The organism is Halohasta litchfieldiae, assembly GCF_002788215.1.
In the GTDB taxonomy this organism is placed as follows: domain Archaea; phylum Halobacteriota; class Halobacteria; order Halobacteriales; family Haloferacaceae; genus Halohasta; species Halohasta litchfieldiae.
In genome coordinates, this window is sequence record NZ_CP024845.1 from 333,037 (window position 1) to 354,817 (window position 21,781).

Below are 21,781 nucleotides of genomic sequence, written 5' to 3' on the forward strand. Positions count from 1 at the left end.
CCTACTCCCAGTTGTCGAACCGATCACGCACAGTAACGGTCGTGTTGCAGTTGGGACAGAGATACACGTCGCTGTCGGGTTTCCGGTGGATGATCCACGGCCCGTCGGGTGGCCCCTGATACTCACAGCCTCGACAGAAGAGGACTGTTTTCCGCCGCGTTGGCGTCTGTTTTGTGGAGGGCTGTCCGTTCATGCGCGAAACTAGGGTCTCGACGGTCATAACCCTGTTTGCGATGATTGTTACTGAGGTTCATACCACTGCGTTGATATGTGGTGGGTAGTCGGGTTGTATCTGAAAGTTGGCTCCGTCGACTGGGTTCTGTGCTCTGTTTTCGATGAATCAACCGAGCAAAAACGGGGTGGACGCGATTTGAACACTCACTCGCTCACTGCGTTCGCTCGCTGCGTTCAAATCACTGTAACCGCGTTGCTCCTCACGAGAGTGTTCGGAGCAAAAGCGGGCTGGACGCGATTTGAACACGCGACCGACGGATTAAGAGTCCGTCGCTCTGCCAAACTGAGCTACCAGCCCTCACTCCCTTCTATCCGACACCACCTAAAAGGCGTTTCCTTCTGCGGCCGTCAGTCGGCCAACTGGCTGTCTTCCCAGATCCGCCGTTCGTTGACTGCCGTTCTGGCACTCTCGGTCAACGTGTAGAGATTCGTCCGTCTGTCTTTTGCCCGTTTCTCTACGTATCCCTTTTCGACGAGCGTATCGAGGTTCGGATACAGTCGACCGTGGTTGACCTCTTCGTTACGATACTGTTGGAGGGCTTCTTTAATGGCTAACCCGTATGGCTCCTCAGTTCCGCTGATTGTGTAAATCAGATCCCGCTGGAACCCGGTTAGATCGTACATCCGCTGTATATTTCTCCCTCTGTTTGTTATAGCATTTGGTATTTAATGTATAAATTTAAATCACATTATAATGTATTATGAATTTCAGACGAGGGATTGCGTCTCTCAGTTCGGTCGACAGATATCCACAAAACGAACACAGTTTTACCTACTGGCTCGTGACACCACGGTAATGCCACCCAGCGCGGATATCTGTGTTCTCCTGCCGACCCTCGACGAGTCCGCAACAATTGTCGACGTGATCGAGGCCTATCAGGGGGTTGGGCTTCGGAATATCCTCGTCGTCGACGGCGGTTCGGGTGACGACACGTGCGAACTCGCACGCGAGGCCGGTGCAACCGTGATAAAACAGTCGGGGACCGGCAAGGGCCAGGCAATCCGCGAGGCCGTCGCGCGGATCGACGCCGAGTACGTACTGATGGCCGATGCAGACATGACCTACCGGGCCGAAGACGCCGAGCGGATGCTCGAACCCCTGCTCGTCGGTGATTTCGAGCACGTTATCGGCAACCGATTCGCGGATATGGAATCCGGCGCGATGACGAAGCTCAACCGGGTCGGCAACCGGATGATCAATCGCGGGTTTACGTTCATTCACGGCGAAAATTACCGCGACATCCTCTCGGGGTACCGTGCGTTTCGGACCGACTCGTTCAGACAGCTCACGCTGTCGGCCGACGGATTCGGCATCGAGACCGAGATGGCCGTCGAATGTGCGAAAAACGGGGTCAAAACCGAGGTCGTCCCTGTCACCTACCGCCAGCGACCCGATGGTTCCTCGACGAACCTTCACCCGGTCAAGGACGGGGGCATCATCTTTCTGGAGCTCTACCGGAAGGCCAAAACGAGCAATCCGTTGTTCTACTTCGGAAGTGTCGGTCTCGCCTCGACGATCACCGGTCTCGGCCTGGCCGCCTTCGTCATCTTTCGCTGGATCGTCGACGGCATCGGTCATGAGATCATCGCGGTCGGTGCCACCGCATCGCTCCTCTTTGGCGTCCAACTGCTGATGTTCGGCGTACTCGCGGATCTAATTCTGTCACTGCACCGCGAACAGCTTACCCGGATCGACCGCCTCGAATCCGATAACTTCGAGGACTCGCCGTCTCAGCCTCGCGAGTCGACCGAGACTGAGACGGATTCGCCACCGCAGAAACCGGAGTAACCGGAGTAACCAGAGTAATCAGAGTAATGAAGTCAGTTCTGTTCAGAACGGCAGCAGTGTCCGAAGCCGACCGAAAATGCTGTCTCCAGCCTGCTTTCGGTACTCCTCGAACACCGGGTGCAACATATCGAGGAGCGCCGATTCGTTGTCGAAGCGGTCCTGTGGAAGCCGCTGGAGCGCCGTCTCCAACTCCATGGTGTTGCCCGCTCCGTCGACCGGTATCGCGGTGTCGTCGACCGCTGCACAGAGTTCGCTGCTCGTTGCCGGAAACTCGACAGCTGCCTCATCAAGCCGTGCAGAAAGCGCGGCAATACCGAACTCGATTACTTCGGGCTCCGAGCTATCGTTCTGCGGCGGTCTGGCTCCCATCAGTTTGTATTCGAACTCACGGAGTAAAAAGCCAGCCACATCGGCAGTACGTCACTGACTGAAACGACAAAAACACGTATTTTATTCAGCGTGCCAACCGTTGGGTCGATATGGCCGACTATACCACGGTTTCGATCCCAAAAGATCTCGCCGAACGTGTCGACGAGACAATCGAGGGGACGAGTTTCACCTCGACGAGTGATCTGGTTCGATTCCTGCTGCGAAGTATCGTGATCCAACACCAACAGGATGTGGATGAAGCCGACGGCAAACTCACCGAAGACCAGTTCACCGAAATCACCGATCAGCTTCGTGATCTTGGTTATCTAGAGTAACGTTAGTCGATTGTTTCGACCGGTGGCTCCGCATCGAGCTGCACGAGGTTCAGTCGATTCCCACTCCGGTCGAAGGCGGCGACTGTCTCGGTCTCCCACGGCGGAACCGCAACCAGCATGATTCCCGCCAGATCGTCCGTTTTCGTCACTGCCTGTGGCCCGGTTGGATGAGAAACGAACCGTGCCTGTGCACCCCCCGACGGCGTCCCCAGATCCATCCCGAAGACGGCGTTGACCGAGCCGGCGGCATCGGGTAAATAAAAGTGAGTAAGCACCGGCGTCTCCGGATCTAACCCCGACAGGTGGCCGTCGACTCCCTCCAGTTCACCGGCGGGCGTGGCAGCAATGGGCACGTTTGCCTCCTGTGGCTCCCGGTCTTCGGCGAACTCGATGAGGACTTCGATGAGTCCCTCAGTAGCGTAAACGGCCACTACTACCCCAGTAGGAACTGCTTAACGGTTTTTCCATACAGTGAGGCCGCATCCCGTGTCGAGGTCGACAGGGCTGTATCCAGCGCGCTCGCGGCATCCGTGAGCACGCCATCGCCGTGACCGACGAGAATTCGGTCGGGACTATATCGGTCGAGCGCGTCTCGTGGCGGACTCAGCCGGAGCATGGGATGGACGCCGAGTCGTTCGCCATCAGTGAGGAAGTAGTCGGCTGTGCCGACCGACTCGGGGACGACGAGCGTTCCGGTGTCGGGGTTGTGGAGTCCAGCCTCCTGCCACGGCGGGAGCGACGAGGTGCGGATCTCGAATAGTTCGTAGCCGGACTCGCCGAGTTCTCCGGTGAACCGCTCGATGGGGGCGTCTATCTTCGAGGCGACGCCGCTCATCCACGTCGGGAGGTGGACCGCAACATCGTGTCGACGGGCTATTTTGGCGGCATCGCGCTTGTGGCGATCCAGACAGACGACGACGCCAGCGACGTCGCCGAACTCCGCCAGCAGGTCGTCGAGACCGTCGGCGTCGACCGGGTCGACGAGCCAGAGGCCGTCGTCGGTGGCAAGGGCGTGACTCGCGCGTTCCATCGCCTCATCGGGGTAGGCGATCCATCCCACGCCACCCTCGAAGCGGTCTATCTCGCGAAGCGCTGTCGACCCGTTTCCTTTCATCGGCATACCGGATACAGGTGCCGAACAGGCTTAAAAACCGGGCAAGCGGCGGTCGAGTCGGCTACAATCGGTCGGTATTGATCTGTATCTCCGCCGGCGTGACGACCAGAAACTCTCGGAAATGCATGAGTTCGCCGCCCATATCCTTGACCTCACGGGCGAAGCCGGAGGCCAGTGTGTTGAGATCACCCTCCACCGAGAGGACGAGGATGTTGCCCTGTGTGACCGCCTGAATCCACTCCTCGGAGGATGTCTCGCCGTTGAGTACGCCCAGCACTACCTGATCGCTCGGGAGGTCGCCGAGTTCCGCCTCTGCGTCCCGCAGATCGAGATCGAAATCGGTCATACCCGTTCGTTATCACCGGAGACGAAAAGCGTTCGGACGCAGGGACCTATTTGAACGGCTGACTGCTGGCCTCGGTCGACCGTCTCTCTCCATCTCGTGGCCCGAACAGTGGACTCGTACTGTCGAGAGCTGTATATAAATGTACGATTGGGAACCGTTTCGACGATCAGTCCGTGGTCGACCAACTGGATGGGGCAGGGCTGAAACCCGAGATGTCTCCAGAGAGATTCGAACGGTACCGGTCGACGGACGGTCATCCGACCCACAAAAACGGAGGATTTATATACACTGTCGGCCATGCCATGAAGTACATGTCTCACAACGACACGGAGGACTCGTCGGATTCACCGGCGGATCGAGTTCTTCGAGGGCACATTAGACAGCACTGACGAAATAGAGTCAGTACGTATTTTCGACACGACGCTGCGTGACGGCGAGCAGTCGCCACGGACGTCGTTCGACTACAATGATAAGCGCGCCATCGCCGAGCTGCTCGACGAGATGGGTACCCACGTCATCGAGGCTGGGTTCCCCGTCAACTCCGAGCCGGAGTTCGAGGCGGTCTCGGACATTGCGGCCTCAACCGATGCGACGACCTGTGGCCTCGCCCGGGTCGTCGACAAGGACGTCGAGGCGGCGATTGACGCGGGCGTGGATATGGTTCACGTCTTCGTGAGCACAAGCGACGTGCAGCTCCAGGACTCGATGCACGCGAGCCGCGACGAGGCAATCGATCGCGCGGTCCACTGCGTCGAGATGGTACGGGACGCTGGGCTGGAGGTCATGTTCTCACCGATGGACGCCACCCGGACCAACGAGGCGTTCCTCATCAAGGTAGTCGAGGCAGTCACCGAGGCTGGCGTCGACTGGATCAACATCCCCGACACCTGCGGTGTCGCAACCCCCTCGCGGTTTGCGAAGCTCATCGAGGTAGTCGGCGAACACACCGACGCACGGATCGATGTCCACACCCACGACGACTTCGGGCTGGCCAGCGCAAATGCCCTCTCGGGCTTCGAGGCCGGTGCCCATCAGGCACAGGTCTCGGTCAACGGGATCGGCGAGCGCGCCGGCAACGCGGCCTACGAAGAGGTCGTCATGTCGGCCGAGAGCCTCTACAACGTCGACACCGGGATCGATACAACCCGGATCACGGAGTTGGCTCGCTTGGTCGAAGAGAAGTCGGACATCCCGATTCCGGTCAATAAGGCGGTTGTCGGCCGCAACGCGTTCGCCCACGAGAGTGGGATTCACGCCGCTGGCGTGATGGAAAACACCGACACGTTCGAACCCGGCGTGATGACCCCCGAGATGGTCGGGGCCTCCCGAGAGTTCGTCCTCGGCAAACACACCGGGACCCACTCGGTGCGCAAACGGCTGGAGGAGGCTGGCTACGCGCCAACTGACTCCGAAGTGCGGGCGGTCACCAAGCTCGTCAAGGAGTTCGGTGCTGAAAAGCAGAAAGTCACCGACACTGTCATCGAGCGGTTTGCCGACGAGGTTGGTGTTCAGCGGGAGCCCGAGGAGGTCCGGACCTGATGGCCTCTCCCGGGACAGCTTTTACCGGTGAGCAACAGCAGTATCCCGAGGCTCGTCTAACGCGTAAGTATTATAATGACAGACCGTGTTCCATCGGGTACAATGCGACAGCGCACCTCAACTCGCGGTCTTCGGTCCCGTCGAGCGGTCGCTGTCGACGTCCTCGGTATTGTAGGGGCCTAAGCCCCACATACACCTTTTACCACCGAGACGAGCCGAGTTTCCAGCCGACCACCCAGTTGGTGGTCAGTTCCCAACATAACCCGAGCCGACAGCATATGACCAGATTCACACACACATCACAGCCCGGACGCACAGCCAGCGGATCGAAACTGACACCTACTCCAGCGGGAGGAGCCTATACATGAGCGACTCCGCACAGACTACTCCCGACACCGATGCTGACTCCGAGGCGTCGACGGCAGCTGACGACGCCCACGAACAGGAGCCCGTCACTGACGGCTCGTCGTCGGTCGTTCGCGCCCTCGAAAACGCCGGCGTCGAACACGCCTTCGGCGTTCAGGGCGGCGCAATCATGCCGATCTACGACGCGCTGTGGAACTCCGATATCGAACACATCACGATGGCCCACGAACAGGGTGCCTCCCACGCCGCCGACGCCTACGGTGTCGTCGCTGGCTCGGCGGGCATCTGTCTCGCCACGTCGGGGCCGGGCGCGACGAACCTCGTCACCGGGATCGCGGACGCCAACATGGATTCGGACGCGATGGTCGCACTCACTGGCCAGGTGCCGAGCGATATGGTCGGCTCCGACGCGTTCCAAGAGACCGACACCACCGGCGTCACGATGCCGATCACCAAACACAACTGGTTTGCGAACTCCGCCGACACCATCGGCAACACGGTTGGCAACGCGCTTGCGCTGGCCGAATCCGGTCGACCGGGGCCGACGCTTGTCGACCTGCCGAAAGACGTGAGCTTCGAGGAGACCGATGTCGAACCGGGCGAGCCACAGGTTCCGGCTGGCTCCGAGCCGCCGACCGAGGCCGACGCCGAGCAGATCGACGAGGCCGCCCGCGCAATCGAGCGCGCAGAGAAACCGCTTCTCCTGCTCGGTGGCGGCGTGATGAAGGCCAACGCCTGCGAGACCGCCCGCGCCTTCGCGCGCGATCACGGTATCCCGGTCGTCACAACCATGCCCGGTATCGGCACGTTCCCCGAGGACGACGAGCTGTGTCTCTCGTGGGCGGGCATGCACGGCACCGGTTACGCCAACATGGCGATCACCCATACCGACTGTCTGATCGGTGTCGGTACGCGGTTCGACGACCGACTCACCGGTGGGATCGACACCTTCGCGCCCGAAGCGGAGGTCGTCCACGTCGACATCGATGCCGCCGAAATCAGCAAGAATATTCACGCCGACTACCCCTGTATCGGGGATGCTGGCACGGTCCTCGATCAGCTGACTGACGAGATGGAGCACAACCCGGATGCCCGCGAATGGCGCGAGCAGTGTCTGACGTGGCAAGACGAGTATCCGATGGATTACCCGGTCGACGAGAACGCTCCCCTGCGACCGGAGTTCATCGTCGAAGCCTTCGACGAGGCAACCGACGACAACACCATCGTGACATCTGGTGTCGGCCAACACCAGATGTGGGCCGCCCAGTACTGGGAGTTCACCCAGCCCCGGACGTGGGTTTCCTCCCACGGACTGGGGACGATGGGGTATGGGCTTCCGGCAACTATCGGCGCGCGGTTTGCGGCCGACGACGACCAAGACATCGTCTGTTTCGACGGCGATGGCTCGTTCCTCATGACGCTGCAGGAGCTTTCGGTCGCGGTCCGCGAGGATCTGGATATCACGATTGCAGTGCTCAACAACGAGTACGTCGGGATGGTCCGGCAGTGGCAGGACGCCTTCTTCGATGGCCGCCACATGGCCTCGGAGTACAACTGGATGCCGGAGTTCGACAAACTGGCCCAGGCCTTCGGCGCACAGGGCTGGCGCGTCGACAACTACGACGAGGTCGCCCCCGCCGTCGAAGAGGCACTCGCCTACGACGGCCCCTCGGTGATCGACTTCCATATCGACCCCGAAGCGAACGTCTACCCGATGGTCGCCAGCGGCGCACCAAATGGCAAATTTGCACTCTCGGAGGATCAGCTATGAGTCAGAACGAGCAGGGTCTCGAAGGCCCACGACCTGAAGAACGACCACACCCAGATGGACGGCGCAATAGCCAAGGAATTCGGATCGACCCCGAGGTCGAAGCCGAGCCTGACAGCCGGACCGCGATGGTGTCGGCGCTGGTCGAACACGAACCGGGCGTGTTGGCCCGTGTCTCGGGACTGTTCAGCCGTCGACAGTTCAACATCGAGAGCCTCACCGTCGGCCCAACGACGGTCGACGGCAACGCCCGAATCACGCTGATCGTCGAAGAGACCGAGCCCGGCATCGATCAGGTCAAAAAACAGCTGGCAAAGCTCAAGCCGGTGATCTCGGTGGGCGAACTCGAAGAGCGCGCGATTCGCTCCGAACTCGTGCTCCTGAAGGTCAACGGCGGCGAGCCGGACAAGGTCCAGGCGATCACCGAGATGTACGACGGGACAACGCTGGATGCTGGTCCGCGAACGATCACTGTCCAGTTGACCGGCAAACACGACGAGATCGAAGACGCACTCGACGCCTACCGGCAGTTCGGCATCATCGAGATCGCCCGGACGGGGCCAACCGCGCTTTCGCGCGGTGATCGGCCCACAACCCCCGGCGAGAAGCCCGCTGCGGAGGCAACGGCGGTCGGCGTCGAGCCAGACGGCGGCAGTGAACAGACCGGCGAAAGCGAGAGCCAAGCCGAAACCACCAACTAACAGCGGAGTAATTTACACATACATGGCAGACGAACTCGACGCGACAATCTACTACGACGACGACGCAGACAGCACGTATCTCGACGACACGACGGTTGCGGTCCTCGGCTACGGCAGCCAGGGCCACGCCCACGCCCAGAACCTCAACGACAGCGGTGTCGACGTGGTTGTCGGGCTCCGAAAGGGCTCGTCGTCACGCAAAGCCGCGAAAGCAGACGGACTCGATGTCCTGACCCCGGTCAAAGCCGCCGCACAGGCCGAGGTCGTCTCGATTCTGGTCCCTGACACGGTTCAGGCAACCGTCTACGATCAGATCAAAGACGAACTCGACGAGGGAGATACCCTCCAGTTCGCCCACGGCTTCAACATCCACTACAGCCAAATCGAGCCACGAGACGATATCGACGTGACGCTCGTCGCCCCGAAATCGCCGGGCCACCTGGTCCGCCGGAACTACGAGGCCGACGAGGGAACGCCCGGACTGGTCGCGGTCTACCAGGACGTCACCGGCGACGCCAAAGAGCGCGCGCTGGCCTACGCAAAAGGAATCGGCTGTACCCGTGCAGGCACCATCGAGACCACGTTCCGCGAGGAGACCGAAACCGACCTATTCGGTGAACAGGCCGTCCTCTGTGGCGGCGTCACCAGCCTCGTCAAACAGGCCTACGAGACGCTCGTCGAAGCAGGCTACAGCGAGGAGATGGCCTACTTCGAGTGTATGAACGAACTCAAACTGATTGTCGACCTCATGTACGAGGGCGGACTCAGCGAAATGTGGGATTCAGTCTCTGATACCGCCGAGTACGGCGGTCTCACCCGCGGCGACCGCGTCGTCGACGAACACGCACGCGAGCAGATGGAGCAGGTTCTCGAAGAGGTCCAAGACGGCACGTTTGCCCGCCAGTGGATTCTGGAGAACCAGGCCGGTCGACCAGGCTACAACCAGATTCGAGACGCCGAGAAGAACCACGAGATCGAAGCCGTCGGCAAGGAGCTTCGCGGCCTGTTCTCGTGGGCCGACGAGGAATAGATATATGACAGACGACCAGACGATGAGCGAAACCGATCACACTCATCCACACACCGGCGATACGTTTGGGTCGGTCTACCGGCGCGGGCCGGTGGCCGCCGACGGTGGCACGGATGCGGCGACAGACAAATCAACCGTTGAGGACGTAGAGACGCCTACAATGAAAGACGTCGACCACACCTCAACGGCTGGCACGGTACGACACATCTGGGATCGCGGGACCCAGAACGGAGCACACAGATGAGCAAGGGAACACTGTACGACAAGGTATGGGAGCAACACAAGGTAACTGAACTGCCGACCGGACAGACACAACTGTTCGTCGGCCTTCACCTCATTCACGAGGTGACGAGTCCACAGGCCTTCGGCATGCTCCGCGAGCGCGGACTCGATGTCGCCTACCCGAAGCTCACCCACGCAACTGTCGACCACATCGTTCCGACCGCCGACCAGTCCCGTCCCTACGGCGACGATGCGGCCGAAACGATGATGGCCGAACTCGAAGAAAATGTCCGTGACTCGGGCATCGTCTTCGACGACCCCAACACCGGCAACCAGGGAATCGTCCACGTTATCGGACCCGAGCAGGGAATCACCCAGCCCGGGATGACGATTGTCTGCGGTGACAGCCACACGTCGACCCACGGCGCGTTCGGCGCGCTTGCGTTCGGGATCGGCACCAGCCAGATCCGCGATGTCCTCGCGACGGGGACGATTGCGATGGAGAAACAGAAGGTCCGCAAGATCGAAGTGACTGGTGAACTCGGTGAGGGCGTCACGGCCAAGGACATCATCCTCACGATCATCCGGAAACTCGGTACCGACGGCGGCGTCGGCTACGTCTACGAGTACGCCGGCGAGGCCATCGAGAACCTCGGGATGGAAGGCCGCATGAGCATCTGTAACATGTCCATCGAGGGCGGTGCTCGCGCGGGCTACGTCAACCCCGACGAGACCACCTACGAGTGGCTCGAACAAACTGACGCGTTCAAACACGAACCCGAGCGATTCGCGGAACTCAAAGAGTACTGGGAGTCGATCAGCAGCGATGACGACGCTGAGTACGACGATGTCGTCACCATCGATGGTTCGGAAATCGAGCCGGTCGTCACCTGGGGAACGACTCCCGGTCAGGGGATCGGCATCTCCGAACAGATTCCGGAGCCAGAAACGCTGTCGAAGGAAAAACAGGAGACCGCCCGTGGCTCGATGAAACACATGCGCGTCGAGCCCGGCGAGTCGATGGAGGGCTACCCAATCGATGTCGCCTTCCTCGGTTCCTGTACGAACGCCCGATTGCCAGATCTGCGCGCAGCCGCCGAACTGGTCGAAGGTCGAGAGGTCGACCCAGACGTCCGAGCGATGGTCGTCCCCGGCAGCCAGCGCGTCAAAGCCGCCGCTGAGAAAGAGGGTCTCGACGAGATCTTCAAGGAGGCTGGCTTCGACTGGCGCGGTGCTGGCTGTTCGATGTGTCTCGGCATGAACGAGGATCAGCTGGAAGGCGACGAAGCCTGTGCCTCGTCGTCGAACCGGAACTTCGTCGGTCGACAGGGCTCGAAGGATGGCCGAACGATCCTGATGAGTCCGATCATGGTCGTGGCCGCCGCGGTGACCGGCGAGGTCACTGACGTCCGCGAACTCGAGGAGGTGGTCGCCGCATGAGCGACGGACCAGCAGAGATCGTTACGTCCGTTTCGGGAACCGGTGTTCCGGTCCGCGGCAACGATATCGACACCGACCAGGTCATCCCGGCGCGGTTCATGAAGGTCGTCACCTTCGAAGGCCTCGGCGAGTTCGCCTTCTTCGACCTCCGGTTCGATGACGACGACAACGAGAAGGACCATCCGTTTAACGAGCCGCAGTTCCAGAACGCGAACGTGCTGGCGGTCAACAACAACTTCGGCTGTGGCTCCTCCCGCGAGCACGCCCCACAGGCGCTGATGCGCTGGGGGATCGACGCCATCGTCGGCGAGAGCTTCGCCGAGATTTTCGCGGGCAACTGCCTGGCACTCGGCATTCCGACGGTGACGGTTTCGCCCGATGAGGCCGAAGCCCTGCAGGACTTCATCGATGAGAACCCTGATGCTGAAATCGACGTCGACGTCGAAAACGAGACCGTCTCCTACGGCGAGACGGTCGTCGAGGCGACGGTCGACGATGCCCAGCGAAAGGCGCTGGTCGAGGGTGTCTGGGATACGACCGCGCTGATGAAGTCGAACGCGAACACGGTTCGTGAGAAGGCCAAGTCGCTGCCGTACGTTCGGGACAGCGAGATTCCGGCCGACGACTGAGAACTGACCACCTGCTGCGGCTCTCAGCTACTCGGTCGACACATCGACATTCTCTTTATATTCCTCCGTAGAGAGTACTCCATGAGTGAACGTATCGCCGTCATCGAAGGCGACGGCATTGGACAGGAGGTTATTCCGGCAGCTATCGACGTTCTCGAATCGCTCGATCTCGATTTTGAATTCGTCGAGGGCGAGGCGGGCGACGCAGTCAAAGAGGCAACGGGCGAGGCACTCCCACAGTCGACCTACGACCTCGCGGCCGACGCCGACGCCACCCTCTTTGGAGCCGCTGGCGAGACCGCCGCCGACGTAATCCTCCCGCTCCGGGATGCCGTCGACTCCTTTGTCAACATCCGACCCGCGAAAGCCTATCCCGGCGTCGACGCCGTCCGCCCCGAAACCGATCTGGTCTTTCTCCGTGAGAACACCGAGGGCGTTTACTCGGGCCACGAGGACGACCTCTCGGATGACCTGTCGACGCTCACGCGCGTCGTCACCACCTCGGCCTCGGAAAAACTCGCTCACTTCGCCTGCGACTACGTCGAGGATAGCGACGACCACGACGACTTCAGCGTCGTCCACAAGGCCAACGTGATGCGGAAAACCGACGGCCGGTTCCGCGATGCTGTTGTTGGCGTCGCAGAAGAGCAGGGCGTCGACACCGACGAGGTGCTGATGGATGCCTTTGCAACGCACGTCTGTCTTGATCCCGAGCAGTTCGACGTGATCGTCTGTCCGAACCTCGCGGGCGATGTGTTGTCTGATCTCGCAGCTGGCCTCGTCGGTGGGCTCGGCCTGCTGCCATCCGCAAATATCGGCGACGACAACGCCCTGTTCGAGCCGGTCCACGGCACCGCACCCGACATTGCGGGCCAGGGCATCGCCAACCCGACCGCAACGATCCTCTCGGCGGCTTTGATGTTGGACCATCTCGGCTACACCGAGGAGGCCGACCGGGTCGAAACCGCTGTCGAAAGTGTGCTGGCTGAGGGCCCACGAACGGGCGATCTCGGCGGCGACGCCGACACCGACGAGGTTACGGCCGCAATTGTCGACCGACTGTAAAATCGTCGACCGACAGTAGCCGATCTCGTGGCGTCGGTTTCAGTGGTAAGTATACGAGAGGTTCACCACAATTATATTACTGTTTGTTGTGAATGATCATATACAATGGAGGTCACGTACAACTCGACTGTCGACGGGCTTCGAGAGACGCTCGCGTCGACGGCGAGTTCGGATTCCGTCGAGGGAATCTTGCTGTTGGCGGCCCCTGACGAGGAGTTGTTGTCCGACGACTTCGAGTCAGTACTCCGGGCTCTCGACGTGCCCATCTTCGGCGGCATCTTCCCGGAGATCCTGTATCAGGGCGACCGGAAAGACACCGGCGCACTGACCGTTGGGCTGTCGACCACACCGGATGTCACCACCGTCACGGACCTCAGCGATCCCACGACAACGTTCAGGGACGAACTCGATCCGGATCTCCCCGCCAAGGGGTACGAAACGGCGTTCGTCTTCGTCGACACCTACGCCACCAACGTCGAGGAGTTCATCGAGGCCCTGTTCCGAACCTACAGCGTCGAGTTGAACTTCCTTGGAGGAGGCGCTGGCACGGTGGACGGCGACCAACGACCCGTGTTGTTCACCAACGAGGGCGTGATCGAAGACGGGGCCGTCATCGCAACGCTCAGAGAGCCGATCAAAATCGGCGTCAACCACGGTTGGCAGGAGATTGCCGGCCCATTTAGAGTGACCGAAGCCGAGGGGTCGACGCTCAGTACGCTCGACGGAAAACCCGCCTTTTCGGTCTACGGTGAGGCTATCGGCGAGGCCGCAGGCGAAACTGTCACGAAAAAGAACTTCTTCGAGAGCGCGAAATCCTATCTGTTCGGTATCAGCCGGATGGCTGCCGAGCAGATCGTTCGTGATCCCTACCGCGTGGCCGCGGATGGTTCGATGACCTGTTTCGGTGAGATGCCGGAAGGTGAGTTCGTCACGGTGTTGCAGGGCGATCCCGATTCGCTTGTCGCGGCGGCCCAAGCGGCCCACGACCACGCGCTGAGTGGGGCACGGCGGCCCGACGCGCTCTGCGTGTTCGACTGCGTGTCGCGGATGTTATATCTCGATGAGGAGTTCGACCGTGAACTGGACGCCGTTCGGTCCGAAACGCTACCGCTGTTTGGTGCTCTGACAATCGGTGAGATCGCCAACGATGGGTCGGGGCATCTGGACTACTACAACAAAACAGCCGTCGTTGGGGCACTCTCGGACGTATGATCGACAGACAGCAACGGATTCAGGCACTGTACGAGATCTCGCTGTCAATCGGGCCGAAGGAGACGCTCAAAGCGACCGCCGACAACGCACTCTCTGGCTATTTGAAGAAACTGAACTGTTCGGTCGGGACGATATTCCAGCGGACGCTCAACGACGATGACGTTCGATACGACATCACAGCGACGATTCCTGCGTCTCCACACGGCAACGACACGTTGATGGCTGCAATCGATCACCTTCCCGGAACGGTCGACGACCACCGGTCGTTCATCGAGGCGCTTCCGATTTCGGGCGAGACCGACAACGGTGCCCACTACTATCTGATGGAACTGCCGGAGTTCGGCGTGCTCGTGCTCGGCAAACGCGGCGGCGAGATCGACGAGATCACCCAATCGGCACTCAAACCGCTCAACGAGAAACTGGCCGAAGCCTGTCGGAGCCAGCTCGTCGAAGGCCAGCTCCGCACCGAACGGAACCGGTTCGAAGCCGTGTTCGATGCGATTCCGGAGCCGGTGGTCAACACGGTGATCGAACACGGCGAGGAGCGCGTCAAACGGGTCAACAGACCGTTCGAGAACACGTTCGGCTACACCGAACAGACGGCCCGTGACCGGCCAATCACCGATCTCATCATCCCCGAGGGAACTGATGGGGACATCTCACCGACCAGTCTCCACGACGGATCGGAGCCACGAGAGGTCCGGTGTGAGACCGCCACCGGTATCGGCGAGTTCCTGTTTCGCCGGGTGCCGGTCGACTCCCAAGGGTCCAGAGAGTATATCCATCTCTACGTCGACATCACGAGCCAAAAGAAGCGCCAACAGGAGTTAGAGCGTTACGAGCGGCTCGTCGAGAACCTCCCGATTGGCGTCTTCCGGACGACACCGGGTCCCAAAGGAGAGTTTCGACTCGTCAATCAGGGGTTCGTCGACATCTTCGAGGGCGACTCCAGCGCCGACTTCGAGGGGCTGTCGGTCGCCGATATCTACGTCGACCCAACGGATCGCGAGCGGTTCAGCAACCAGCTGTTGGAACAGGGATCGGTCGACGGGGTCGAACTCCAGCTCCAGACGGTCGACGGCAACCCAATCTGGTGTGAGATCTCCGGCATCGCCGTCGAAGAAGACGGCGAAACGGTATTCGAGTTGGCGCTTCAGAACATCACCGAGCGGAAGGAGCGCCAACAGCAGTTGGCCGTGCTCAACCGGGTGTTGCGGCACAACCTCCGCAACGGGATGAACGTTATTCGGGGCAACACCTCGCTGCTCAGTGCCGAAATCGACGACGGGACGCTCCAAACACACGTCACCGCAATCGAACAACGCGTCGAGAACTTAGAGCAGCTCAGCGAGAAGGCCGGCACCGTTCGGTCGTTGTTCGATCAGGGCCGAGAGGTCAACGTCACCTGTGACGTGGGCGAACTCCTCTCGGAGCTCAAAAGCGAGTTCGAAGAGCGCCATCCCACGGCGGGACTGACAATCGAACCGTTCGAACCGGTTGCGGTCCGGGCCGACGTCCGCCTGAAAATGGCGCTGTTGGAGATCGTCGACAACGCCGTCGTCCACAACAATCAGGCGGTGCCGGCGATCAGCGTCGCTGTCGGTCGTTCCGAAACCAAGGGGTCCGACGACTGGGTCGACATCACGATCACCGACAACGGTCCCGGGATTCCGGACGACGAGCGGCGGGCTATCGAAACCGGCGAGGAGACGCCGCTCCAGCACGGCACCGGGCTGGGATTGTGGCTCGTCTACTGGACCGTCTCGCTGCTCGGCGGCGAGATTACGATAGCCGACCACGATGCTGGCACGCGAATCATCCTGACGCTCCCACGTGCCTCGGCCCATCAGTCGACTCACGCGGCGAACGTCGACTCACACTAACTGACGTGTTCTCAGTATGTGAACTGCCAGTCGACCTAAGAGGTCCGAAACCGTACTGTCGGCATGGTCCAGATCGAACTCGACGAGGCGACTGTCGACCGGCTCGACCAGCTTCGTCAGGACGACGAAACGTACGACGAGATCGTCACCGAACTCATCAACATCTTCGAGACCGAGGAGCTTACCATGTTCAGAAGCGGCGACCTCTGAGTGTGCTTATCGACCTCTCCCCCGATCAGCTTTCACGATAGGCGGCTCTGGCCTGCTCGAAGCTCCCGCTGTCTTCGAGATGCGCCTGCAGAGCCTCGGCGTACTCCTGTGTGAGTCCCTCTGCCGCCGCTAGCTTCTCGGCGTCGACCTCATCTTCGTCACTGTCCTCACCGCCGAATCCGAGTGCCCGCTTAATCGATTCAAGAATACCGCCACCCGATTGCTGACTGTCACCGCCGGGCTGGCCAGCCATTGAGGCCGTTTGAGCGCGGATACTCGCAAGCTCCGGAATGATCGCCGCCACGCTGTCGGTGTCGGCGACGATCCGTGCGGCTTCGGGGTCGTCGGCGTTCTCCATGTCGAGGTCAGTTGCGGTCATGATCAGGTCCCATTCGGCATTGCTGAACTGCGAGGCCGCCACGCGGTCGCTGAACTGTTGGTCGACGGCCATTCGCTCGCCGATGATCGCATCCGTCCAGTGGCTCATGGGCACGGCTACGAACCCCCAGCGTTTCAGCCTACGGGATCGCAGTCGTCGACCTGAAAAGCATGACTCTTTGGTACTGAGTTCCTACGCCGTCTATGGACGAAGCTCCGCGTCGACGTGCCGTGCTCACAGCCGCTGCCAGTGGGATTGCGGCCGCAACCGCAGGCTGTCTCGGCGGCGACGGCGGGACCACCGAACAGTGGCTGAGCAACGCGAACAACTACGATGGCATGGTCGACCGGACGGGCCAAGAGACAGTGACCGTCGCCGTGGGAGCCGTCGACGGCTTGTCTTTCGATCCGGCAGCAGTTCGTATCACAACGGGGACAGAGGTTCTGTGGGAGTGGACCAGCTTCGGCGGTGGCCACAACGTTGCCGAGGAAAACGGCGTCTTCGAAAGTGAGATCCAGTCCGGAGAGGGCGAGACGTTCTCCCACACGTTCACCGATTCTGGACAGTATCGGTACGTCTGTACGCCCCATCAGACACAGGGTATGCTCGGCGTCGTCGAAGTCGTCGACGAGTAGCCACTGACTAATCTATTTTCTAGCGTCGCAACTCGGCAAACCCGTCCCCACAAACTCCGTCACCTACCGGTAGCTGTGCGCGCCCATCAGCTATCGAGACCGGATCGGTTGCGAGATCACCTGCAAGCAGTGAGCCAGTTGCCAGCCCACAGGCAGTCACAGCAGGAATCGCGGCCGCCGTGTGGACGGCCGCCGTTCTGGCAACCACACCGTCGACTGTCGTCGTCACGCCTGGCTCGACACCCGCGGCTCGGGCGGTGGCTGCGGCCTCAACAGTCCGACGTGGGCCACCGACTGCCATCGGTTTGAGCACCGCGACATCGGCCGCCCCCGACGCAAGCACCGCCGAAAGCGACCGCTCGGCCAGCGATTCGTCGACTGCGATGTCGACACCGTGGCCGCGGAGTTCGGCAAGCCCCTCGATGTCGTCGGCTGGAAGCGGCTGTTCGAGATACTCGATGTCGACTACCGCGAGCTGGTCGACCATCGCTCGCGCCGTCGAGCGATCCCACCCACCGTTGACGTCTAGGCGGAGGCTAACACCGTCGTCGACCGCCTCACGGACTGCCTGAACCCGCCTGAGATCCTGATCCGGCTCGCGTGCGCCAACTTTGAGTTTGAGCCAGTCGAACCCCTCGTCGACAGCGGTAGTAGCCGCATGCACTGTCTCCGCGACAGTTCCGTCGCCGATGGTTGCGTTGACAGGGACCGAGTCGGGAAGCGGGCGGTCGGCATCGAACACACCCTCACGGAGCACCGCGGCCAGCGGTCGGTTGTCGCGCCGGGCAATTGCATCGAGGTGGGCGAGTTCGACCGCGTGGGCGGCCGCCGGCGTGTCGGTTGGATCCGGCGGCTCGGTCTCCGAGTCGGTCGACTGAGCAACGGTCTCAAGTGCAGTCCGACAGGCATCGTAGGATTCCGTCCAGCCGGGTAGTGGGGTCGCCTCGCCGAGACCCGAGACGCCATCCTGTTGGATGCCGACAAGAAACCCCCGACGCTCGGTGATCTGTCCAGCAGCGGTCGTCAGCGGCGAGTCGAGCCGGAGCGAAAACGCGTCGACCCACATTAGAATGCCAACCCGAGCCCGAACAGCAGCGAGTAGGCCGCCAGCAGTTTCCCTGCCGTTTCGAGCGCCGGATTGAGTGCCGTGCCAGCGGTCTGGTTCCAGACCGTCCGTGTGACCTGTCCCGAAATCGGGATCGTAAGCAGTGGGAGCAGTACTGTCGACCCAAAGCCTTCGGCCAGCCAGAGCCAAACCGGGATCAGGTAAGCAAGCGTTGCAAGCCCGGCAAACTGGAGTCGACTGAACCGGTAGCCGAACCGAACTGCGAGAGTGTGTTTGCCGGTCGTGGCGTCCTCCTTCCGATCACGGATGTTATTGACGACCAGAATGTTCGTCGACAGGGCCGCCACCGGCAGGCTAGCGAGAAACGCCGTCCACGTGATCGTATTTGGAGGGATTGTGGTCGACAGTGGCGCAGCGAGAACGGCAGTAGCCTGTACATAATAGGTCCCCATGACGGCGATCACGCCGAAGAAGACGAAGACGAACAGATCGCCGAGTCCGTGGTAGCCCAGCGGGTAGGGACCGCCGGTGTAGGCGATGCCTGAAAGAACTGATAGGAGGCCAATAACCAAGATGGGGAGGCCACCGACGTAGACGAGGTAGCTGCCGACGCCGATGGCGGCGGCGAACGTAAGGTACATCGCCCGTTTGACGCTCTTGGGTGCGATCAGCCCCGACTGGGTGACGCGGGTGAACCCTTCGCGGGCGTCGGTATCCGCGCCCTGTATGGCGTCGTAGTAGTCGTTGGCGAAGTTAGTGCCGATCTGGATGAGTGCCGCGCCGACGAACGCCGCCAGCGTCGGCAACAGTGCGAAGATGCCGTCGTGCCACGCGAGCCCAGCACCGACGACGACGGGTGCCGCGGCCGCTGGCAGCGTCTGAGGTCTGGCTGCCAGCACCCACGCACGGGTTTGTGAGAGTTCCGTCCCGCTCATTGGTGTCGTTCAGGCTGCCGAGGGAGTGAATCTTCGGGTTCGTCGACGAGATCTCCGAGAAGTCGCCTCAACATGAAAATATTTACTCGAAGTACAATAAATTTTCTCTACCAGGCGTTTATGCGGGGTATGACGCCTGTCGACGAACGCCAGTACTATTTACCGTTAGGAATAGATACCGGAGTATGGTCAGCTACGACGAACTCCACGATCCGAACGCGGAGTACACGATGCGGGAACTTTCCTCGGAAACGATGGGTGTTACCGGCGAGCGCGGCGGCGGCCGCGACGTCGAGATTACCGACGTACAGACGACGATGGTCGACGGCAACTTCCCGTGGACGCTCGTCCGGATCTACACCGACGCGGACGTCGTCGGCACCGGCGAAGCCTACTGGGGCGCGGGCGTCCCGGAACTCATCGAGCGGATGAAACCGTTCGTCATCGGCGAGAACCCGCTGGACATCGACCGCCTCTACGAACATCTCGTCCAGAAGATGTCCGGCGAGGGATCAGTTGAGGGCGTCACCGTCACCGCCATCTCCGGTATCGAGATCGCGCTCCACGATCTGGCGGGCAAGATCCTCGGCGTTCCGGCCTACCAGCTGCTCGGCGGCAAGTACCGCGATCAGGTCCGGGTCTACTGTGACTGCCACACCGCCGACGAGGCCGACCCGCAGGCCTGCGCCGACGAGGCCGAGCGCGTCGTCGAGGAACTGGGGTACGACGCCCTGAAGTTCGACCTCGACGTCCCCTCGGGGCTCGAAAAGGACCGCGCCAACCGCCATCTCCGACCCGGCGAGATCCGCCACAAAGCCGAGATCGTCGAGGCCGTCACCGAGCGCGTCAAGGACCGGGCCGACGTGGCCTTCGACTGCCACTGGACGTTCTCCGGTGGGAGTGCCAAGCGGCTCGCGGCCGAACTCGAAGAGTACGACGTCTGGTGGCTCGAAGACCCCGTCCCGCCGGAGAACCTCGAAGTCCAAGAGGAAGTCACCAAATCCACGATCACCCCGATCACTGTCGGCGAGAACCGCTACCGCGTCACCGAGGAGCGTCGACTCATCGAGAACCAAGCCGTCGACATCATTGCCCCAGACCTGCCGAAGGTCGGCGGAATGCGCGAGACCCGCAAAATCGCCGATGTCGCCAACCAGTACTACATCCCCGTGGCGATGCACAACGTCTCTTCGCCGGTGGCGACGATGGCCTCGGCCCACGTCGGCGCGGCGATCCCCAACTCGCTGGCTGTCGAGTACCACAGCTACGAACTCGGCTGGTGGGAGGATCTGGTCGAGGAGGACGTCATCGAGGACGGCTACATCGAGATCCCTGAAAAGCCGGGTCTCGGCGTGACCCTCGACATGGATGCCGTCGAGGAACACATGGTCGACGGCGAAACGCTGTTCGATGAGGCATAGCCTCATCGAGCCAGCAAATCTCCGATTTGCGCTGTTCGACTGAGCGTAGCGAAGTCGTGCTGGAAAATCTTTGATTTTCCCTGTTCGACGAGGCGTAAGCTTCGTCAAGCCAGCGGAGCTTTGCTCCGCGCTGTTTGACGAAGCCGAAACACGATCAGATACCGTAAGTCGACCATCTGTGTCGACCGGTCCTGTCCGATACGACGTGGATCTGTGTTCGCTGTCGGTGCCGCGTTTGGCGGTTGTGTACCACTCATACATCGCAGAAATACATATATAATTGAGAGACACATACGGATGCATATGCCACCACTCGAACTGTACGACCGGCCGGATTGTCCGTATTCGAAACGCGTGCGACGTGTCCTCGATGTGCTCTCGGTCGACTACGAGGAGGTCGTCGTCCCCGAGTCGAGGGACGACCGGAACGAACTCGAATCGATTACCGGCCAGCGTGGCGTCCCGGTGTTGGTCGACGACACCCACTCTGACGGCTTCATTGCTGACAGCGGTGAGATCTCGACGTATCTCAAAGACAACTACAGTTCCTAAGAGCGGTCGACGGTTTCTATCCGGACTACTGTTTGGCACGATTCACAATGAGCGGCGGCTGTCAGTCGAATTAATAATAAGGTCTATTATTCGACGCACCATGTGTTAATATATGACCGTTGTCAGCGTTTCGATGCCGGAAGATCTACTCAGCCGAATCGACTCCTTTGCCGATGAACACGGCTACACAGGGCGAAGCGAGGTCGTCCGCGAGGCCGCCCGGAACCTGTTGGGCGAGTTCGAGGACAAGCGACTCGAAGACCGAGATCTGATCTCGATTGTGACGGTGATGTTCAACTACGAGACGACCACTGTCGAGGAACGCATGATGCATCTGCGGCACGAACACGAAGAACTCGTTTCGTCGAACTTCCACAGCCACGTCGGCAACCACTACTGTATGGAACTGTTCGTCCTCGAAGGCCGATTGGACGAGATTTCGACGTTCGTCGGCAAGATCCGGGCCACCAAGGACACGCTGACAGTCGACTACTCGGTGATGCCGGTCGACGATTTTAGTTCGCTCGAAAACCTCGGCTGA

Annotated in this window: 26 protein-coding genes and 1 tRNA gene; 17 read left to right on the forward strand and 10 right to left on the reverse strand. The window is 60.9% G+C overall.

Annotated features, from left to right (window positions below; translation table 11 throughout):
• Position 1: 1 nt before the first annotated feature.
• From HALTADL_RS01720 to HALTADL_RS01730, 3 genes are all read right to left on the reverse strand, one after another.
• The gene (locus HALTADL_RS01720; protein WP_143054133.1) at positions 2 to 193 is read right to left on the reverse strand and encodes a hypothetical protein; all 192 of its coding nucleotides are present in this window, start codon (positions 191 to 193) and stop codon (positions 2 to 4) included.
• A 265-nt stretch (positions 194 to 458) separates the two neighbouring features.
• A tRNA-Lys gene (locus HALTADL_RS01725) sits at positions 459 to 532 on the reverse strand.
• A 50-nt stretch (positions 533 to 582) separates the two neighbouring features.
• Positions 583 to 858: a helix-turn-helix transcriptional regulator gene (locus tag HALTADL_RS01730; RefSeq protein ID WP_089672174.1), complete on the reverse strand. Its 276-nt coding sequence runs from the start codon at positions 856 to 858 to the stop codon at positions 583 to 585.
• 172 nt (positions 859 to 1,030) lie between these two features.
• On the opposite strand from HALTADL_RS01730, the gene aglJ reads away from it, so the two are divergent.
• Positions 1,031 to 2,023, forward strand: a complete 993-nt coding sequence (gene aglJ, locus HALTADL_RS01735; protein WP_089672171.1) for an S-layer glycoprotein N-glycosyltransferase AglJ — start codon at positions 1,031 to 1,033, stop codon at positions 2,021 to 2,023.
• Between the two features lie 42 nt (positions 2,024 to 2,065).
• On the opposite strand, the gene HALTADL_RS01740 is transcribed toward aglJ, so the two are convergent.
• On the reverse strand, positions 2,066 to 2,392 hold the full coding sequence (locus HALTADL_RS01740; protein WP_089672321.1) for a hypothetical protein: 327 nt from the start codon (positions 2,390 to 2,392) through the stop codon (positions 2,066 to 2,068).
• Between the two features lie 110 nt (positions 2,393 to 2,502).
• Between HALTADL_RS01740 and HALTADL_RS01745 the strand changes: the two genes are divergently transcribed.
• Positions 2,503 to 2,727 (forward strand): ribbon-helix-helix domain-containing protein, encoded by a 225-nt coding sequence (locus HALTADL_RS01745; protein ID WP_089672168.1) that lies wholly within the window; start codon positions 2,503 to 2,505, stop codon positions 2,725 to 2,727.
• A 2-nt stretch (positions 2,728 to 2,729) separates the two neighbouring features.
• On the opposite strand, the gene HALTADL_RS01750 is transcribed toward HALTADL_RS01745, so the two are convergent.
• The 3 genes from HALTADL_RS01750 to HALTADL_RS01760 are packed head-to-tail and all read right to left on the reverse strand — an operon-like array spanning position 2,730 to position 4,187.
• Positions 2,730 to 3,158 (reverse strand): hypothetical protein, encoded by a 429-nt coding sequence (locus HALTADL_RS01750; RefSeq protein WP_089672166.1) that lies wholly within the window; start codon positions 3,156 to 3,158, stop codon positions 2,730 to 2,732.
• Between the two features lie 2 nt (positions 3,159 to 3,160).
• A complete protein-coding gene (locus tag HALTADL_RS01755; RefSeq protein ID WP_089672161.1) occupies positions 3,161 to 3,847 on the reverse strand; it encodes a hypothetical protein in 687 nt (228 codons plus the stop codon).
• A gap of 55 nt (positions 3,848 to 3,902) precedes the next feature.
• Complete coding sequence (locus tag HALTADL_RS01760; RefSeq protein WP_089672158.1) at positions 3,903 to 4,187, reverse strand: DUF5779 family protein; 285 nt, start codon at positions 4,185 to 4,187, stop codon at positions 3,903 to 3,905.
• 342 nt (positions 4,188 to 4,529) lie between these two features.
• Between HALTADL_RS01760 and HALTADL_RS01765 the strand changes: the two genes are divergently transcribed.
• The 11 genes from HALTADL_RS01765 to HALTADL_RS17540 all read left to right on the forward strand — a co-directional run bounded on the left by HALTADL_RS01765 (position 4,530) and on the right by HALTADL_RS17540 (position 16,252).
• Positions 4,530 to 5,726 carry a LeuA family protein gene (locus HALTADL_RS01765; protein WP_089672155.1) on the forward strand — a complete coding sequence of 399 codons (1,197 nt, stop codon included), beginning with the start codon at positions 4,530 to 4,532 and terminating at the stop codon, positions 5,724 to 5,726.
• A 364-nt stretch (positions 5,727 to 6,090) separates the two neighbouring features.
• Positions 6,091 to 7,863 (forward strand): biosynthetic-type acetolactate synthase large subunit, encoded by a 1,773-nt coding sequence (ilvB, locus tag HALTADL_RS01770; RefSeq protein WP_089672152.1) that lies wholly within the window; start codon positions 6,091 to 6,093, stop codon positions 7,861 to 7,863.
• On the forward strand, positions 7,860 to 8,561 hold the full coding sequence (gene ilvN / locus HALTADL_RS01775; protein ID WP_089672149.1) for an acetolactate synthase small subunit: 702 nt from the start codon (positions 7,860 to 7,862) through the stop codon (positions 8,559 to 8,561). Before ilvB ends, ilvN begins: the two co-directional genes overlap by 4 nt.
• A 22-nt stretch (positions 8,562 to 8,583) precedes the next feature.
• Positions 8,584 to 9,591: a ketol-acid reductoisomerase gene (gene ilvC, locus HALTADL_RS01780; RefSeq protein ID WP_089672146.1), complete on the forward strand. Its 1,008-nt coding sequence runs from the start codon at positions 8,584 to 8,586 to the stop codon at positions 9,589 to 9,591.
• Positions 9,592 to 9,595: 4 nt separating this feature from the next.
• Positions 9,596 to 9,835, forward strand: coding sequence for a hypothetical protein (locus HALTADL_RS01785; RefSeq protein WP_177171919.1), 240 nt, complete (start codon positions 9,596 to 9,598; stop codon positions 9,833 to 9,835).
• The gene (gene leuC / locus HALTADL_RS01790; RefSeq protein WP_089672143.1) at positions 9,832 to 11,253 is read left to right on the forward strand and encodes a 3-isopropylmalate dehydratase large subunit; all 1,422 of its coding nucleotides are present in this window, start codon (positions 9,832 to 9,834) and stop codon (positions 11,251 to 11,253) included. Before HALTADL_RS01785 ends, leuC begins: the two co-directional genes overlap by 4 nt.
• Complete coding sequence (leuD, locus tag HALTADL_RS01795; RefSeq protein WP_089672141.1) at positions 11,250 to 11,882, forward strand: 3-isopropylmalate dehydratase small subunit; 633 nt, start codon at positions 11,250 to 11,252, stop codon at positions 11,880 to 11,882. Before leuC ends, leuD begins: the two co-directional genes overlap by 4 nt.
• 81 nt (positions 11,883 to 11,963) lie before the next feature.
• Positions 11,964 to 12,947, forward strand: coding sequence for an isocitrate/isopropylmalate family dehydrogenase (locus HALTADL_RS01800; protein ID WP_089672138.1), 984 nt, complete (start codon positions 11,964 to 11,966; stop codon positions 12,945 to 12,947).
• Positions 12,948 to 13,052: 105 nt separating this feature from the next.
• Positions 13,053 to 14,159, forward strand: coding sequence for an FIST signal transduction protein (locus HALTADL_RS01805; protein WP_089672135.1), 1,107 nt, complete (start codon positions 13,053 to 13,055; stop codon positions 14,157 to 14,159).
• Entirely contained in the window at positions 14,156 to 16,042 is a 1,887-nt protein-coding gene (locus HALTADL_RS01810) for a PAS domain S-box protein (protein ID WP_089672133.1), read from the forward strand. Before HALTADL_RS01805 ends, HALTADL_RS01810 begins: the two co-directional genes overlap by 4 nt.
• A 63-nt stretch (positions 16,043 to 16,105) precedes the next feature.
• Positions 16,106 to 16,252, forward strand: coding sequence for a DUF7557 family protein (locus HALTADL_RS17540; protein ID WP_177171918.1), 147 nt, complete (start codon positions 16,106 to 16,108; stop codon positions 16,250 to 16,252).
• Positions 16,253 to 16,277: 25 nt separating this feature from the next.
• Here HALTADL_RS17540 and HALTADL_RS01815 read toward each other — a convergent pair whose 3' ends face one another.
• Entirely contained in the window at positions 16,278 to 16,739 is a 462-nt protein-coding gene (locus HALTADL_RS01815) for a DUF5799 family protein (protein ID WP_089672130.1), read from the reverse strand.
• Between the two features lie 95 nt (positions 16,740 to 16,834).
• Between HALTADL_RS01815 and HALTADL_RS01820 the strand changes: the two genes are divergently transcribed.
• Positions 16,835 to 17,266, forward strand: a complete 432-nt coding sequence (locus HALTADL_RS01820) for a halocyanin domain-containing protein (RefSeq protein WP_089672128.1) — start codon at positions 16,835 to 16,837, stop codon at positions 17,264 to 17,266.
• 19 nt (positions 17,267 to 17,285) lie between these two features.
• On the opposite strand, the gene menC is transcribed toward HALTADL_RS01820, so the two are convergent.
• Together menC and HALTADL_RS01830 are read right to left on the reverse strand one after the other, a co-directional pair.
• Positions 17,286 to 18,332, reverse strand: coding sequence for an o-succinylbenzoate synthase (gene menC, locus HALTADL_RS01825; RefSeq protein ID WP_089672125.1), 1,047 nt, complete (start codon positions 18,330 to 18,332; stop codon positions 17,286 to 17,288).
• Positions 18,332 to 19,267 carry a 1,4-dihydroxy-2-naphthoate polyprenyltransferase gene (locus tag HALTADL_RS01830; RefSeq protein WP_089672122.1) on the reverse strand — a complete coding sequence of 312 codons (936 nt, stop codon included), beginning with the start codon at positions 19,265 to 19,267 and terminating at the stop codon, positions 18,332 to 18,334. The genes menC and HALTADL_RS01830 overlap by 1 nt, the downstream gene beginning before the upstream one ends.
• A 185-nt stretch (positions 19,268 to 19,452) precedes the next feature.
• On the opposite strand from HALTADL_RS01830, the gene HALTADL_RS01835 reads away from it, so the two are divergent.
• From HALTADL_RS01835 to HALTADL_RS01845, 3 genes are all read left to right on the forward strand, one after another.
• Complete coding sequence (locus HALTADL_RS01835) at positions 19,453 to 20,688, forward strand: mandelate racemase/muconate lactonizing enzyme family protein (protein ID WP_089672119.1); 1,236 nt, start codon at positions 19,453 to 19,455, stop codon at positions 20,686 to 20,688.
• A gap of 303 nt (positions 20,689 to 20,991) precedes the next feature.
• Positions 20,992 to 21,240 carry a glutaredoxin family protein gene (locus HALTADL_RS01840; protein WP_218143660.1) on the forward strand — a complete coding sequence of 83 codons (249 nt, stop codon included), beginning with the start codon at positions 20,992 to 20,994 and terminating at the stop codon, positions 21,238 to 21,240.
• Between the two features lie 112 nt (positions 21,241 to 21,352).
• Positions 21,353 to 21,781, forward strand: coding sequence for a CopG family ribbon-helix-helix protein (locus HALTADL_RS01845; protein ID WP_089672113.1), 429 nt, complete (start codon positions 21,353 to 21,355; stop codon positions 21,779 to 21,781).